The organism is Methanohalophilus euhalobius, assembly GCF_900215215.1.
GTDB lineage: Archaea > Halobacteriota > Methanosarcinia > Methanosarcinales > Methanosarcinaceae > Methanohalophilus > Methanohalophilus euhalobius.
In genome coordinates this window covers 161,166-176,532 of sequence record NZ_OBDR01000003.1, presented here as the reverse complement: position 1 = coordinate 176,532, position 15,367 = coordinate 161,166, and the positions used below count along the sequence as shown (strand labels likewise).

Here is a 15,367-nt window from a genome sequence, read left to right as displayed (position 1 = left end):
AACCACTCCCGTTTTTAGTCAACAATAGAATGTATTTATTGTACGTATATGTAATTTACGAAGTAGGTACTGTATTTCTACAGCAATATTTAATACAATAATGGTTCATTGTCAATTGCATGCTCACAAAAAGAATCATCCCGTGTCTTGATGTAACCCTGGATGAAGCCGGCGGGACCGTAGTTAAGGGTGTGGAATTCCTTGACCTCAGGAAAGCCGGTGATCCGGTGGAACTGGCAAAACGCTATAATGAACAGGGCGCTGACGAACTGGTTTTCCTGGATATCACGGCATCCCATGAAGGCAGGGATACCATGATCGATGTAATACAGCGCACAGCCAACGAGGTTTTCATTCCCCTGACAGTGGGGGGAGGAATTGGTTCGGTGCAACGTATCCGTGAAATCCTGCGTGCGGGTGCGGATAAGGTCTCCATCAACACCGCCGCGGTCAAAAGCCCTGGACTTGTGCGGGAAGGTGCGGACATATTCGGCTCCCAGTGTATTGTTGTTGCTATTGATTGTAAGCGCAATACAGACGTTGAGAACAATCCCGACAAGACCATCATCGAACTTGAGGACGGAAGCCGGGTATGGTATGAGGTTGTCATCTATGGCGGACGCAAACGTACCGGTATCGATACTGTACAGTGGGCCAAACAGGTGGAAGAACTGGGTGCGGGTGAGATCCTGCTAACCAGCATGGACCGTGATGGTACCTATGATGGTTTTGACCTGCCGATAACCCGCAAACTGTCCGAGGAACTGGAAATCCCGATTATTGCTTCCGGCGGTGTGGGTGGCCCTGAACACATGAAGGAAGGGTTTGTAAAAGGTAAAGCCGATGCAGGACTGGCTGCCAGCATTTTCCACTTCGGGGAATATACGGTTGATGATGTGAAAAAACACCTGCGTAAGAACAACGTGCCTGTACGTCCCTGAGGTGACAATAATGGAGATAGCAGCCTTCCAGCAATTGATGTGCGATCTCTATCTGGAGAACGACAAAAGGCGGGGAAAAACAGCGACCGCCCTCTGGCTGGTGGAAGAAGTGGGTGAGTTGGCCGAGGCTATCCGGCGGGATGACCCGGAGAGCATCCGGGAGGAATTGGCTGACTGTTTTGCATGGATTGGGGCACTGGCAAATCTCTACGGGATAGACCTGGAAGAGGTATTCAACGAAAAATATCCACAGAGTTGTCCTACCTGTGGAAAGAATCCGTGCATCTGCACGGATTGATATATTCATTCATATAATAACAAATTTGTTTGATAGTCTCTGTATTTTTGTGAAGATCTAGTTGTATCAGTACGAAGGGAGGAATGATTTATCCGTCATTCATCCATTCTGGATATTTGATTTTTACTGCTGTATGCAATGATTGCTATTGTCATTTCAGTTTTCAAAAAAATATCAAGGAAAATAATGACGATGCTACATTATTACCGGTAAACCAATTGTGCAACAGGAGGTGACAAAGATTCCTTTAAGTTCACCCCACAATTTCAATCTGTGAAACTCCACTTATCTCAATCTCAGGTGTGCCCTTGTAATCCTTGATCTTGCCTGTCACCAGCACATCCTTACCTTCATAGTAAGTATCAGGAGATTGGGGGAAATTTGACCAGCTGTCCTGCCATATTATTACAGTGAAGTAACCTTTGTAAGGATCATGGAAATTCAGATAGATTATGCCATCCTCTTCATTTTTAGCTGTTGATACCACCCTACCTTCAACCGTGTTCACCTCACCTACATGGCTGCCTGCTTCCAGATAAGAAATAACTGCGGTATTGTTATTTTTCGAATAGGACCAAATCCCTAATTTCTCAGTTCTTGCATGTTGCTGGGCTTCAGCAAAAATATGCTGATACTTCGTGTCGGGCTCATAGGCCCTGGCCAGAGCCAAACCTTCTTCCACAAGCTCCCTGTTTACCAGTTCACCGTCAAGCCAGACATATCTCAAGAGACGGCCATAAGTATCCCGGTTACTGCTATCCCCTTCCAGCAAAACCTGTTTACCTTCGATCCGGTTGGACAAATAATCTTTTGCCTTGGTATAATAGGGTTCATCCACCTCCGGTGTATCTATCCCGATTAGTCTTACTTTCTCCCCGGAATCCGTCACGAAAGTATCCCCATCTATCACGCTGGCAACCGTTGTGGTCGAATTCCCGATCTGGCTTTCCTCCGAAGAAAGACATCCACACGAAATAAGTATGAGAAGAGCAACGACCATAATTAATGACTTTTTAAACATAGGAGGAAAATAATTCTACTACTATTAAAATATAATTGTATTCCGGGCAATCTTTATTTTTGATGGGGGATTATTGGTTGGTATGAAAATACCGGCTAGAAAAATCCTTTTCGTACTACTTGCCGTCATGATATTTTTCACCAGCACCTCCCTTGCAGATATTGAAAAAATATCAGACAAACCCTGGGACCACAGCCCCATATCCGTATATATAGATGATAAGGATACACCTGAACACTACAGTCCCACCTACAGAGAACAGGTAGAAATTGCCCTGGATTACTGGGAAAAAGGTGGAAACGGGGCCCTCAGTTACCAGCCTGAATTCAAAATCATCGATAATCCTGACGCAGACATAAATGTTCGCTGGGTGGAGAATCTTGAAAAGGTAGAGGGAGCCGGTGAAGGAGTGGCTGGATACTGTAGACCCACCATTGTCGGGAACAAATACCTGCATGCTGAAATAGTGCTTGAAGCAGGAAACTACCAGGGGTTTTCCTGGGTGCAATATGGTGATGCAAATATGCAGGAGGTGTCCAAGCACGAAATAGGACATGCCCTGGGACTGGGACATAGCACAGAAAGAGGAGATATCATGTATCCCAGCTATGAACAACGTGATAACATCAATCCCCTTCTATTAGAATCCACTTTCCCCTACCTGATAGGTGCAATAATAGTAATCGTAACCATAATAGGATACCACGGGATTGGATGGAGAAAAATGCGCAAGCAACGCAAACAAATCGAGAAGGAGGTTTTTAAAGGCAAAGAATGAATATGCAGCAGCTGTGTTGCGACATCATGAAATATCTCGCAGGCGAGTATGTGGATTTCCTGAAATATGATCCGGACCTTACACATCTTACAAAGTTCCAGCGGGAAGTCCTGGAAGCCACCCGCAAAATCCCTTACGGACAAACACGCACATACGGGCAACTGGCAGAAGACATTGGAAAAAGCAAAGCAAGTCGGGCAGTCGGCCGGGCACTTAACAAAAATCCCTACCCCCTGATAATACCCTGCCACAGAGTAGTTGCTAAAAATAATATAGGTGGCTATGCAGGTGGCAAAGAATTAAAGAAAAAATTACTGGAAATGGAAAAAGCCATTAATTACGATGAATCAGTTCGTTAAGTTGATATACGGGAACTGAAAATTATACCCCTGACTTATCAGATGCTCATAATTTATCAAAGGAGTATAATCACATGAAACAACAGGTTGAAGTAAAGGAACTCAAGGAAGGCAAGTACGTAATTATCGATGACGAACCATGCATTATCAAGGGCCTGTCAAAATCCAAACCCGGAAAACATGGTTCTGCTAAAGCAAGGATTGACGCAGTTGGTATATTCGATGGACAAAAACGCTCAATCGTAAGCTCCGTTTCCTCAAAGACCTTTGTGCCTATTGTCGAAAGGAAAAGTGCACAGGTACTTTCCGTCACAGGAAACATCGCCCAGCTCATGGACATGGAAGACTATTCCACCTTCGAAATGGAAATCCCCGATGAATACAAGGATAGGGTGAACGAAGGGGGAGACATTTCATACATAACCGCCATGGGTAAAATGAAGATAGACCTGCGTTAAATAATGAAATGTTCTACCAGCCCCTTATGATGGACGCCCTGTGGGATTACGGGGCCGCAAAATATGTTATATTCGGAGTCCCTTTTGACGGGACTTCCTCTTACAGGCCGGGAAGTCGCAGGGCTCCGGATGCTATGAGACAGGCGTCTGAAAATTTTGAAAGTTACAATCCTTTTTTTGATATTGACCTTGCATCTATTCCGATCCATGATGCAGGCAACCTTGAAGTTTATTCTTCTGTTGATGAAACCCTCAGGGACCTTTACTATGATACCAGGGACATCGTAAAAAATGAAAAAATCCCCATTATGATAGGGGGAGAACACTCTCTTACCCTTTCCACCATTAAAGCCTGTACAAAAGACGATGATGACATTGGAGTGATCGCACTGGATGCCCATTTTGACCTGCGGGAAGAGTTTGGCGGAGTGAGAAATAACCATGCGTGCGTCAGCCGGCATATATTAGAAGAGGCCACCGACAGGTATGTATCCATTGGAACAAGGAGCGGACCCCGGGGCGAATGGGATTTTGCAAAAGATAATCACATATCCTATTACACACCGGAATATGTGAAAGAATATTCTGCCAAAAAACTTGCTACAAAGGTTATGAAAGAAATAGGAACCTCACAATTCTACCTTTCTCTGGATATGGACTGTCTGGACCCTGCTTATGCCCCTGCAACAGGTACTCCTGAGCCCTTTGGCCTTGATCCCTGGCAGGTAAGGGACCTGATACATGCTTTTGCCCCCCACACAGTTGGTTTTGATATTATGGAAATTGCTCCGGACTATGACAGTGGACAGACAGCCCTGCTCGGTACAAAACTACTAAGGGAATTCATAGCCGCACATGCAGCCGGCAATATCCAATAAGCATCAATTAGATATATACCCTCAAACCTAACTGGCGATTATGAGTGAAGAGATCGAGACCACATGCCCTGCATGCTCACCACAGGAATTCGTGTGGCACGACATACTGAAGGATGGACAGAACATGCTTGTCCGGTGCCAGGTTTGCGGTGATGTACATCCCACAGAGATCGAGACAGAGAAGACCATCCCTGTAAGATTAGTAATCAGTCGAGGGGATGAATCATTCAAGACAAATGCACTTTTTGAAGAGACACAGGTCATCACGACAAACGAAGAATTGGTTGTGGAGGACCAGAACGGTGAAGATGTATACCCCATACAGATCACTTCCATCGAAACACCTACAAAACGTGAAGAATACGCAAAGATTGCAGATGTTGAAACCATCTGGGCACGTGCGATTGATGAAGTCGATGTCAAAATATCAGTACAATCCATAGGAAATACTAATCCCCATACAAAAAGAGTACCCGGAGAAGAAATTTTTGAAGTCGGCCTGGAATACGAAGCTGGGGGAGAGCGCTTCAGGATCACAAGAATAAAGATACGTGGAGGAAAATTCAGGTTTAAAAGGGGAGACAAAGTAGAGGCCAAATATATAAAAAGAATCTTCGGCAGGGTGGCCTATAAGAAAGGATGGGGAGGGGGCAGGACCGCTTGGAGTATGAAGAGAAACGTAAGGAACTGGTGAACCAGATCAAAGAAGAAGGAATCGGAAAACAGGTGCTTGAAGCTATGGGTAAAGTTCCCAGACACCTTTTTGTTTCCAAAGATATTAAAGACTCTGCATATATTGATTCTCCCTTACCTATAGGGAACAGGCAAACGATTTCAGCACCTCATATGGTAGCCATAATGTGTGATGTCCTGAAAATAGAAGAAGGCATGAAGATTCTTGAAATCGGAACCGGTTCCGGTTATAATGCTGCTGTTATGGCCGAAATAGTGGGCAAAAAGGGCCATATATACAGCCTGGAAAGAATCCCTTCTTTAAAACAATTTGCCGAAAGTAACCTTAAAAAGGCGGGTTACACCAATGTTACTGTCATCGAAGCCGACGGCACTCTCGGTTATTCTCCACAGGCTCCATATGAACGTATGTGCGTAACCTCTGCAGCTCCATCTATCCCTCGACCCCTCAAAGAGCAACTTTCAGCTGGCGGAATTATGGTGATTCCGGTTGGCAAATACATGCAAAATCTGATTCTTGTCCACAAACTTGATGACGGAACCTTCAGTGAGGAAAACCTTGGCGGCGTTATTTTTGTACCCCTTATTGGAAAATACGGGTACAGAGAATCTATTTAATGAAAATTATATACGATGGACATATATACAAGGAACCCATCTATATACGCATATATAGTGATGACGAATTAATCGAGGGATGGATATAGAAACAAGAAAAGTACAGCAAACCGGAGGTTCTACATATATTATTTCTCTCCCTAAACCCTGGGCACAGAGAATGGGAGTTGAAGCAGGCTCCAGAGTATCCGTCAGAAACCAACCTGATGGATCCCTTAATATAGCCACTCTGGACACCACAACAAAACCCAAAAAACGTAAGATGGAAATCACCAATTACAAGGGAGAAGGCCTGATACGTAACATAATTGCTGCCTATGTTGCCGGTTACGACCTTATCGAACTTGTGTCCCCAAGAATACTTGCCGAGCAAAAAAAAATAATACGAGAAATTTGCCACAAATTAATCGGCCCCGAAATCATCGAGGAAACCTCCAAAAGTGTCCTCATACAGGATCTACTCAACCCTGAAGAAGTTTCCATCAAAAAAAGTATCCGCAGAATGTACCTTATTTCCACTTCAATGCACAAGGACGCCATCCAGTCTCTCAGGACCGGTGAAAAAGACCTTGCACTTGATGTGATGCTCAGGGATGATGAAGTGGACAGATTGTTTTTACTCATATCAAAACAGTTCCGCTCTCTGTTCAGAGGAACACGGCTTGCCGATACCACAGAGACATCTATTGATGAATATCATGATTTCCGACTTGTTGCAAGTTCCCTGGAAAGGATTGCAGACCATGCCCACAGAATCGCAGGAGTTACCAGAAAACTGCAAGGACCTGTTCCCGAAGAAATAATGGAGCCTATCGAAAAGGCGAGTGAGGAGGCACGCAACACTGTGGAAAAGGCAATTGATGCCCTCTATGGTTGTGATGTGAAACTGGCGAATAAAACCATTGAGAACATACAGCACATAAAAACCGATGTTGACAAACTCAATGCATCCTTTATGAAACTAAAAGACGTAGGGACTGTAGTCGGACTGGGGACCGTGGCCGATAGTATAGAGAGGACAGCAGAATACGGGACAAATATTGCTGAGACTGCTATAAATATGTCCATCGCCACTACAGAGGAAAGTGCCTGAATTAAAAAACAGACGCTTATTTATATAATGATAATATCAGAAATCACGAGGACAATTCCCACATTATAAATGGAGGAAATAGATGGGAGTAATAAGATCATTAAAAAGAAACTTCACAGATCTCCTGAAGAAACTGCTCAATAAAAAAAGTGCAAGGATCGGCATTTATGGACCCCCAAATGCAGGGAAGACCACCCTTGCAAACCGCATACTACGTGACTGGACAGGAGATGCTATGGGGTCGGTATCCAATGTAGCACATGAGACACGCCGTGCCAGGAGAAGAGAAGGAGTAACGATCAAAGGCAATGGTAATTCACTATCACTTGATATTATAGATACACCCGGGCTTGCCACAAAGATAGATTTCCATGAATTCATGGAGCAGGGGATGAGTGAAGCAGAATCTAAACGCAGAGCAAAGGAAGCCACCGAAGGAGTAATTGAAGCGGTCAAATGGCTGGAAAATCTTGACGGTATAATCCTTGTAATGGATGCAACCGAGGATCCGTTTACACAGGTAAATGTCACGGTCATAGGAAATATGGAAGCTCGCGGCCTTCCGCTCTTAATCGCTGCCAACAAGATCGATCGTGAAGATTCATCACCTTCAACAATAAGGGAAGCATTCCCCCAGCATCCACTCGTTGCCATATCTGCCCTTGAAGGAAAGAACATTGATACTCTTTATGAGGAAATTGCAAAGAGATTTGGGTGATTTGAAATGCAGGGTATTCAAATGGATTTACTTTCAGAGGATCGTCTTGCAAGGATGAGCCCTGTGGAAAAGGTTCGTTTCATCATTGATGAAGTCAAAAACGGTAAAATCCTTGTACTGGAAAGAGGACTCAGTCCTGAGGAAGAAGCCAATCTTATCGAGATGACAATGACACAAATAGCACCTGATGAATTCTCAGGTATCGAAATGGAGACGTATCCAGCCCACGAAACAAAGTCTTTTCTGGGAAAACTTTTCAACAAAGGCCCAAAAGGCAGACTGACCCTTATAGGCCCGGCAGATCAGCTTAAGACCCTCAAAAAAGACAGGGATATGATTACAGCATTGGTATCCTCAAACAGATAAGTGTTGTTTAACCTATGGAATCCATAGAAAGAGACATTAAGGAAAATACCAGCAACCAGTCCCTTTCATCTTATGAAATGGGGAGAGACGACGTCAATGTCATTTGTACCTATGGAAAAATATCTGTGTGGTTTGGCAGGCAGACTCCTGAAGTCGTTGTTGGGAGAATTCTTATATCTATTTCCCGGATTGATAAATCCGCTGTCCATGAAGTGGAAATTGTTTGTCCTTTTGAGAAAATAACAGAATATGAAAGCCATGGATATGTATTGGTATCCTACGCTAAATGTGAAAGTGGTTACAGGGCTACATTCCACATACCCTTCTATAACAAAAAGGCCCTTTTCTTTTTTGCAGAACACATAGTCAGAAAATTGCAGCAGAGAGATGTAAAAATAGATATATACTGGAATGGGGATGATTCAGACATCACCCGATTAACCGAGCATCTCAAAGAAATTGATGACTGGAAAGTAAAAAACATAAATTACAAGGATAGCAGTAAAGAAAAACAGGAGAAATAAAGAGAATGAATACCTGTAATGAATGTGAACACCTCACATTATCCATGGAATTGATGGCTGATCACATAAAGGACATAGCACAGAGGCTTGACAAGGAAAGTATCAAGAAAACCATTGAGTACATAATGAATGCAGATTCCATATTTATAACAGGAGCTGGAAGGTCAGGCCTTGTTGGGAAAGCTTTTGCCATGCGCCTCATGCACCTGGGATTTAAAAGTTTTGTCGTAGGAGAATCTACAACCCCTGCAGTACACAAAAACGATGTAGTTATTGCCATTTCCGGATCAGGAGAAACACGCTCAGTATCAGACCTGGGAAGAATTGCAAAGGATATCGGAGCAACCCTGATAACAGTAACTTCCAATAAGGATTCCACACTTGGCCATATATCAGATACAACCCTGGAAATACATGGACGCAGCAAGGAAGATGCAGGCGGCTATCTTGAAAGACACATGAGAGGGGAATATTCCCACCTCACACCCCTGGGCACTTCCTTTGAAATATCTTCCCTTGTCTTCCTTGATGCCCTTGTTGCAGAATTAATCTTTATCACAGGTGCCTCAGAAGCGGATCTTAAATCCCGCCATGCCAAATTGGAGTAATTAAAATGTTTGCCGGCAAATTTTCACAACGGGTGCAGGACATCGACATATCCGGCATCCGCAAAATATTCGAAGCGGCCGGATCGGATGCCATCAATCTTGGATTGGGCCAGCCGGATTTCGACACACCCGAACATGTGAAAAAGGGTGCTATAAATGCCATAAATGAAGGATTTACAGGCTATACCCTGGGGCCCGGCATCATAGAACTCAGGGAGGCACTGAGCAAAAAGTTCCGGGAAGAAAACGCAATTGCCACCACACCGGATGATATAATCGTAACATCCGGTGCCTCAGAGGCCCTGGAAATTGCACTTGCATCACTGGTAAATCCGGGTGATGAAGTTCTTCTTGCAGATCCGGGTTTCGTATCATATTCATCTCTTGCAAGCATAATGGGAGGAAAAGGAATCAGTGTGCCCCTGTCCGATGACCTGAGAATGCAACCTGAAGACGTGATGGAAAAGATCACCTCAAAAACCAAAGCTTTTATCGTGAATTCTCCTTCCAATCCCACAGGGGCAGTCCAGACGAAAAAGGACATGAAAGGATTTGCCGAGATTGCAGATGACTATGATCTCACACTGATTTCTGATGAGGTCTATGAGCATTTCATCTATGAAGGAGAACATGTCAGTCCCGCCCAATATTCTGACAATGTAATTACCGTGAATGCAACATCAAAGACCTATTCGATGACCGGCTGGAGACTGGGATATGTTACCGCTCCTTCAGAATACATCCAGCAAATGTTAAAAGTTCATCAATATGTACAGGCGTGTGCATGTTCCATATCCCAGAGGGCTGCCCTTGCTGCCATTCAGGGACCCTTTGACCCGGTTGTGCATATGCGCGAAAAATTCAAAAAACGCAGGGATATGCTAATAGAAGGGCTCAATGGGATGGGTATCAAATGCCACAAGCCCGCAGGTGCATTTTATGCATTTCCCGAGGTCGAACCTGAATACGCCCAGCAACTTATCGCAAATGGAGTAGTGGTCGTGCCGGGTGAAGCATTCGGTGAAGGTGGAGCAGGACATATGCGCATATCATACGCCACCTCCATGGAAAACATAAAAAAAGCAATGAAAATTATGGAAGAAATACTCTAAATTATTCTTCCAGACGCTCGAGTAACAACGAAAGCGCCTCATCTATTCCTTCACCGGAGAGGGTGGACATTTCAATATCCACTTTAAATGTGTTGTTTCCACAAAGGTCCAATTTGTTTGCAGCGACCAGCACAGGCAATCCAAAATTATTCCGCACATCATCAAGCAATTTTGCCTGCTGGGACATTTCATAGCCACAGGTTTCGCTGGGATCAAGGATGAAAATTACCACTGCATCAAGATATTTCAGAGCAGTAATAGCCTGCATCTCCACTTCGTTGCGATCAGCCATCGGACGATCGAGCAGACCGGGGGTGTCGATTACCTGATAGCGGTTATATCCTCGCATAAAGTGACCTATCGTAACACCCTTGGTTGTAAAGGGGTATGAGGCAACCTCTGGTCTTGCATCGGTGACAGCAGCCACAAAACTCGACTTACCCACATTGGGATAACCCGCCACAACTATTGTGGGTTCTTCCCTCACATCCGGAAGCTTGCGAAGCTTGTTGCGTGCTTCATTCAGATACAAAAGATCCTTCTTGATAGATGAAATAACGGAAGCCATCCTGCCAAAAGCTTCTTTTCGTACCTGTGGTGATGAAGGGGCACCTCTCATTTTCTGGACATATTCTCTGGAGAGATCATGGATCTTATAAGATGCCCAGTCAAGCCGGGATAAGGATTGCCTCATCCTGTCGACATCAACAAGAATCTGGGCCAGTTCATAATAAAAAGGTGGTATGGTTTCAAAACTGGGGAACCTCCTCACAATATTGGAGAGATTATCTGTCAGGATGTTACCTGCAGTAAGTACCATTGATTCGTCTGCTTTCAGAGCAGCCTCCCTACCTCCTCTCTTCTTACCTGCATTTGCACGACTGGCCCGCCTGAAAGCCTTGTCTACAAGTTCATCTTCTGTAGGTACTGTACTAATCTTCTCAAATATCATGATACGATTACCTTCCGATTGCGACAAACACAAGTAAGATATATAGTCTTTATTCTGCAAAAACACTATTTATAAATACAGCTTTTGATCATTTCTTACTACAAAGCGGTGGTCATCATGGAACTTACTCCAATCCAGAAAGAAATACTAATTGCATTGATAAATTTACAGCGCCAGAAAGATTCGGCCGTTAAAGGGGAAGAGATTGCCGATCTGATTGACCGCAATCCAGGGACAGTCCGAAACCAGATGCAATCCCTGAAAATGCTGGGACTTGTAGAAGGAGTCCCCGGCCCAAAAGGAGGATACCGTGCAACGGGTACCGCCTATGAAGCTCTTAGTGTCACATCCATGGAACATGAAGCAATTGTGCCTATCTATCGTAATGGGGAACTTGTACAGGGAGCTACAGCTGCTGAGATCATATTCACAACAGTCAGGCATCCAGACCTTTGCAATGGCAGGATTAAAGTAATAGGCAATGTCCGCAGTTTCCTCGAAGGAGACCAGGTGCAGGTAGGCCCAACACCTGTAAACAGGCTGATAGTTCGAGGGGAAATTGTAGGCAGGGATGATACCGAAAATTCCCTTCTATTCTCAATAAACGAAATGGTTTCACTACCCAAAAAATCCGTCAAACATTACATAACTCACCAGCCAATTTATGTGAATGTCAATTCAACCATCCAGGAAGCTGCCAGGATATTGGTAAGCAACAATATACATGGTGCTCCCGTGGAAGATAATGGCAAGATGGTCGGGGTTGTGACATTCACAGATATAGGAGAAGCTCTTGCAAGTGGAAAAATGACACTCAAAGTTAAAGATATTATGACAAGGGATCTTATCACCATTAACGGGAATTCTTCCCTCAGTGATGCGGTCCAGATGTTCAACAAGTATGACATCGGAAGACTTGTGGTGACACTCAACGACGAGCCTGCAGGACTGTTATCAAAAACCGATGTACTGCACGAACTTGCTGTTTACTGAAATATCAGTGACGTCTGCCTTTCATCTCAGCAGATATCTCGTCCAGGGTAATATTGTTGGCTGAAAGCATAACCAGCATGTGGAAAAACAAATCGCAGGATTCCTCAATAATCCTGTCTTTCTGTCCATTTTTTGCGGCAAGGATTACTTCAGTGGATTCTTCACCTATTTTTTCCAGAATCTTATCCATCCCTTTATCGTGCTTCAAAAGAGAGCATACATAAGAACCCTCAACTGCGTTTTCTTTGCGATCTTCTATAACATCATATACGTCTTCTAGAACTGAAATTGAACTCATTGGTAATCACTCCCTGAAGAAAGGAATACAAGTTTTCCAAAGGATATATGATATTATATGATTTTCCCTTCTTCAATAGCCAATGCCTATATATGCCTGCAAAAAATAAATTAAATGAGGAAGAGGTAAATGATATCTTTCCAAGGAGTCAGAAAAATGATAGGGGAAAATATGCAGGTAAAAGATGCAATGAGCAGAGGAGTGGTTACAGTACCAATGGATGCAACCGCAGCAGAGGTAGCAGAAACAATGGCAAATCGTGATGTTTCTGCTGTTGTAGCAGTTGACGAAAATGGTGAAACCTTTGGATTTGTTTCCGAAATGGATATTCTCTCCAGACTCGGAAACAAAAACTGGGAAATTGCCTCAATAGAAGATTTGATGGCATCATCTGTTAAAACCGTAAATCCGGATATGAAACTAAAGGATGCGGCAAAACAGATGGCTGAAAAGCACATTCATCGCCTGATAGTAATGTCAGAGGAAAAGGTAGGTGCGTCATACAGGCCAATCGGGATACTGAGCCCGGTAGACGTAATAAAATATCTTGTTCAAAAATAAATAGGATGACGTTGGAAGAAAAACCAGTATGACGGGACACCTTTAAGCTTTTCAGCCAACGTCTTATCATCCAATTAACATTGATAAATATATTTTTTGTGGTCTCCCGTCTACTGCTTACTTATATTTTTCTTGGATCGGTTATTTCACCTGTCAGTGCAGCAGCTGCAGCTGTCGCAGGAGAGCCCAGATAAACAAAGGATTCAGCACTTCCTTCCCTGCCACGGAAGTTCCTGTTAGAGGTTGCCAGGCCAACTTCACCGTCACCCAGAAGGCCGAATGAGCCACCCATACAAGGTCCACAACATGCAGATTCCACAATTGCACCGGCTTCCATGAACTGTTCTATATAGCCGGCCCTGAGGGCTTTCATGTATTCAGTCCTTGAAGCAGGTATAACCAGCAGCCTGACGCCCTCTGCAACGGGTTCATCACCCATCATATTGGCAACAATTTCAAGGTCCTCAAACCTGCCGTTGGTACAGGAGCCTACGAATACCTGATCCACTTTTGTTCCTTCTAATTCTGAAACGGGCTTTACATTGTCAACATTATGAGGACAGGCAAGCTGTGGCTCCAGGTTCGACACATCGTAGTGACGGATATCCTGATAATCCGCACCTTCATCGGAAACCCAATGGGAATTAAGATTGTATCCAGGAATCCTTTCCTGAAGATATTTTTCGGTAACACTATCCGGTTCGATGATACCTGCTTTTCCTCCCATCTCTATGGCCATATTGGACATGGTCATCCTTTCGGAGATAGAAAAGGAACGTACTGTCGAACCTGCATATTCCGCAGCCATGTATCTTGCACCTTCAACACCCACATCTCCTATCAGGTGAAGGATGAGGTCCTTGGAATAAACCCTCTCGGGCAATTTTCCTTCAACTTCAAAGCGAATGGTCTGGGGAACACGGAACCAGAGTTTGCCAGAAGCAAGTACCGCTGCCATATCCGTAGAGCCCACACCGGTGGAAAAAGCACCCAGGGAACCATAGGCACATGTATGTGAATCCGAACCTACTACGAGGTCACCGGGTTTCACATGTCCCTTTTCGGGCACCACCTGGTGACAGACCCCTTCATAAACGTCATAATTGAGAATATTCTGTTCCTGTGCAAACTCACGCAGCATAATGTGATTCTTTGCTGCATGGAGAGAATCAGCCGGAACCTGATGATCAAACAGGATTACAATCTTGCTGGGATCCCAGACCTTTTTTTCTTCCTTACCTTCCATGATTTCATAGAAACCATCAACAGCCAGTGGACCGGTGATGTCATGGGTCATTGCAAGATCAATATTTGCAAGGACGAAATCCCCGGCTTTGACTTCCTTGCCCGAGGCACGGGAAAATATCTTTTCTGAAATAGTCATTGGGTGAGAGTCATTGGCAGACATGATAATCAGCAAAAATAATGTGTGATATAATAAATAAACCAATCGATAGAATCATTTGTCATCGAGTTTCCATTTTCCCCTGCTATCATGTACAATCAACTTATAATCAGAAGCAGGTTGGGAAGCCAGAAATAATGGTCCCTCTTTAAAATGCCTGTATGTCATAATAGTATCCCGAAGTTCAATAATATAGCGTTGTAACACTTCATTTGCAAGCCTGCGTGCATGATAAAGCGGTATAATCCTGCCCTCCCCTTTACATTCAGAAATTTCCAGCTTGCCTTCTGCGATATGGAAAGGATAGGTCCTGCAGAGAAGAGGCCTGAATGGATATATGGCACATCCGGCCTCACCCAGGAAGACACACTCTCCGTTTGTTTTCCTTTTAAGCCTCCAGCCGAATGTATGTACTATACCTTCAGTATCTGCCAGAAACATATCCTCTTCTGCTACCGTTGGTTCAATAGCAGTTATATTGCCGCTTTTTTTCAAGTTGTCAATATCAAAATAGGTCAGGAGTACGCTGTTATCTCCAGTGGAAAACTTGCAGCATCTGCCACATCCACTGCATCTGAAACCGATACGGACTATTTCCATGGCAAGATCATGAAGAGATATGGAAATAGAGTCCAATACTCGTTTTTCCAAATCCTTTATAATAAGTGAACGATATTCTTTTTCCTTCATTCA

At 44.0% G+C, this 15,367-nt stretch carries 21 protein-coding genes; 16 read left to right on the top strand and 5 right to left on the bottom strand.

The genetic code is table 11. From position 1 onward, the window contains the following. The first annotated feature begins 119 nt into the window (after positions 1 to 119). Together hisF and CP947_RS04785 are read left to right on the top strand one after the other, a co-directional pair. The gene (gene hisF / locus CP947_RS04790; RefSeq protein ID WP_096712095.1) at positions 120 to 941 is read left to right on the top strand and encodes an imidazole glycerol phosphate synthase subunit HisF; all 822 of its coding nucleotides are present in this window, start codon (positions 120 to 122) and stop codon (positions 939 to 941) included. 10 nt (positions 942 to 951) lie between these two features. Next, positions 952 to 1,239, top strand: coding sequence for a MazG nucleotide pyrophosphohydrolase domain-containing protein (locus CP947_RS04785; protein ID WP_096712094.1), 288 nt, complete (start codon positions 952 to 954; stop codon positions 1,237 to 1,239). A gap of 253 nt (positions 1,240 to 1,492) precedes the next feature. On the opposite strand, the gene CP947_RS04780 is transcribed toward CP947_RS04785, so the two are convergent. Beyond that, complete coding sequence (locus CP947_RS04780; RefSeq protein WP_096712093.1) at positions 1,493 to 2,260, bottom strand: thermonuclease family protein; 768 nt, start codon at positions 2,258 to 2,260, stop codon at positions 1,493 to 1,495. An 82-nt stretch (positions 2,261 to 2,342) separates the two neighbouring features. Here CP947_RS04780 and CP947_RS04775 point away from each other — a divergent pair, with 82 nt between their 5' ends. The 12 genes from CP947_RS04775 (at position 2,343) to CP947_RS04720 (ending at position 10,465) form a co-directional block, all read left to right on the top strand. Beyond that, the gene (locus CP947_RS04775; RefSeq protein WP_096712154.1) at positions 2,343 to 3,038 is read left to right on the top strand and encodes a matrixin family metalloprotease; all 696 of its coding nucleotides are present in this window, start codon (positions 2,343 to 2,345) and stop codon (positions 3,036 to 3,038) included. A gap of 26 nt (positions 3,039 to 3,064) precedes the next feature. Then, complete coding sequence (locus CP947_RS04770; protein ID WP_241646036.1) at positions 3,065 to 3,397, top strand: methylated-DNA--[protein]-cysteine S-methyltransferase; 333 nt, start codon at positions 3,065 to 3,067, stop codon at positions 3,395 to 3,397. 74 nt (positions 3,398 to 3,471) lie between these two features. Then, a complete protein-coding gene (locus CP947_RS04765; protein ID WP_096712091.1) occupies positions 3,472 to 3,855 on the top strand; it encodes a translation initiation factor IF-5A in 384 nt (127 codons plus the stop codon). Positions 3,856 to 3,863: 8 nt separating this feature from the next. Beyond that, positions 3,864 to 4,733: an agmatinase gene (speB, locus tag CP947_RS04760; RefSeq protein ID WP_096712090.1), complete on the top strand. Its 870-nt coding sequence runs from the start codon at positions 3,864 to 3,866 to the stop codon at positions 4,731 to 4,733. Positions 4,734 to 4,773: 40 nt separating this feature from the next. Continuing rightward, on the top strand, positions 4,774 to 5,427 hold the full coding sequence (locus CP947_RS04755; protein WP_096712089.1) for an HVO_0476 family zinc finger protein: 654 nt from the start codon (positions 4,774 to 4,776) through the stop codon (positions 5,425 to 5,427). Next, positions 5,394 to 6,044, top strand: a complete 651-nt coding sequence (locus CP947_RS04750) for a protein-L-isoaspartate O-methyltransferase (RefSeq protein WP_096712088.1) — start codon at positions 5,394 to 5,396, stop codon at positions 6,042 to 6,044. Before CP947_RS04755 ends, CP947_RS04750 begins: the two co-directional genes overlap by 34 nt. Before the next feature lie 79 nt (positions 6,045 to 6,123). Continuing rightward, positions 6,124 to 7,137 (top strand): phosphate uptake regulator PhoU, encoded by a 1,014-nt coding sequence (locus CP947_RS04745; protein ID WP_096712087.1) that lies wholly within the window; start codon positions 6,124 to 6,126, stop codon positions 7,135 to 7,137. An 82-nt stretch (positions 7,138 to 7,219) separates the two neighbouring features. Next, complete coding sequence (locus tag CP947_RS04740) at positions 7,220 to 7,855, top strand: Era-like GTP-binding protein (protein ID WP_096712086.1); 636 nt, start codon at positions 7,220 to 7,222, stop codon at positions 7,853 to 7,855. Between the two features lie 6 nt (positions 7,856 to 7,861). Continuing rightward, positions 7,862 to 8,221, top strand: a complete 360-nt coding sequence (locus CP947_RS04735) for a DUF2073 domain-containing protein (protein WP_048902195.1) — start codon at positions 7,862 to 7,864, stop codon at positions 8,219 to 8,221. A gap of 14 nt (positions 8,222 to 8,235) precedes the next feature. Then, positions 8,236 to 8,745: a hypothetical protein gene (locus CP947_RS04730; protein WP_096712085.1), complete on the top strand. Its 510-nt coding sequence runs from the start codon at positions 8,236 to 8,238 to the stop codon at positions 8,743 to 8,745. Between the two features lie 5 nt (positions 8,746 to 8,750). Then, positions 8,751 to 9,353 carry a 6-phospho-3-hexuloisomerase gene (gene hxlB / locus CP947_RS04725; protein WP_096712084.1) on the top strand — a complete coding sequence of 201 codons (603 nt, stop codon included), beginning with the start codon at positions 8,751 to 8,753 and terminating at the stop codon, positions 9,351 to 9,353. Positions 9,354 to 9,358: 5 nt separating this feature from the next. Then, entirely contained in the window at positions 9,359 to 10,465 is a 1,107-nt protein-coding gene (locus CP947_RS04720) for a pyridoxal phosphate-dependent aminotransferase (protein ID WP_096712083.1), read from the top strand. A gap of 1 nt (position 10,466) precedes the next feature. On the opposite strand, the gene CP947_RS04715 is transcribed toward CP947_RS04720, so the two are convergent. After that, positions 10,467 to 11,417 carry an NOG1 family protein gene (locus CP947_RS04715; protein ID WP_172425452.1) on the bottom strand — a complete coding sequence of 317 codons (951 nt, stop codon included), beginning with the start codon at positions 11,415 to 11,417 and terminating at the stop codon, positions 10,467 to 10,469. Between the two features lie 117 nt (positions 11,418 to 11,534). Here CP947_RS04715 and CP947_RS04710 point away from each other — a divergent pair, with 117 nt between their 5' ends. Further along, on the top strand, positions 11,535 to 12,410 hold the full coding sequence (locus CP947_RS04710) for a CBS domain-containing protein (RefSeq protein WP_096712082.1): 876 nt from the start codon (positions 11,535 to 11,537) through the stop codon (positions 12,408 to 12,410). Positions 12,411 to 12,414: 4 nt separating this feature from the next. Here CP947_RS04710 and CP947_RS04705 read toward each other — a convergent pair whose 3' ends face one another. Further along, positions 12,415 to 12,708, bottom strand: coding sequence for a phosphoribosyl-ATP diphosphatase (locus CP947_RS04705; protein WP_096712081.1), 294 nt, complete (start codon positions 12,706 to 12,708; stop codon positions 12,415 to 12,417). Between the two features lie 129 nt (positions 12,709 to 12,837). On the opposite strand from CP947_RS04705, the gene CP947_RS04700 reads away from it, so the two are divergent. Continuing rightward, on the top strand, positions 12,838 to 13,269 hold the full coding sequence (locus tag CP947_RS04700; RefSeq protein ID WP_241646038.1) for a CBS domain-containing protein: 432 nt from the start codon (positions 12,838 to 12,840) through the stop codon (positions 13,267 to 13,269). A gap of 121 nt (positions 13,270 to 13,390) precedes the next feature. Here the strand turns inward: CP947_RS04700 and CP947_RS04695 are convergent, their stop codons facing one another. After that, positions 13,391 to 14,677 carry a 3-isopropylmalate dehydratase large subunit gene (locus CP947_RS04695; protein WP_243641512.1) on the bottom strand — a complete coding sequence of 429 codons (1,287 nt, stop codon included), beginning with the start codon at positions 14,675 to 14,677 and terminating at the stop codon, positions 13,391 to 13,393. Between the two features lie 51 nt (positions 14,678 to 14,728). Next, complete coding sequence (locus tag CP947_RS04690) at positions 14,729 to 15,364, bottom strand: YkgJ family cysteine cluster protein (protein WP_096712080.1); 636 nt, start codon at positions 15,362 to 15,364, stop codon at positions 14,729 to 14,731. Between the last annotated feature and the right edge of the window lie 3 nt (positions 15,365 to 15,367).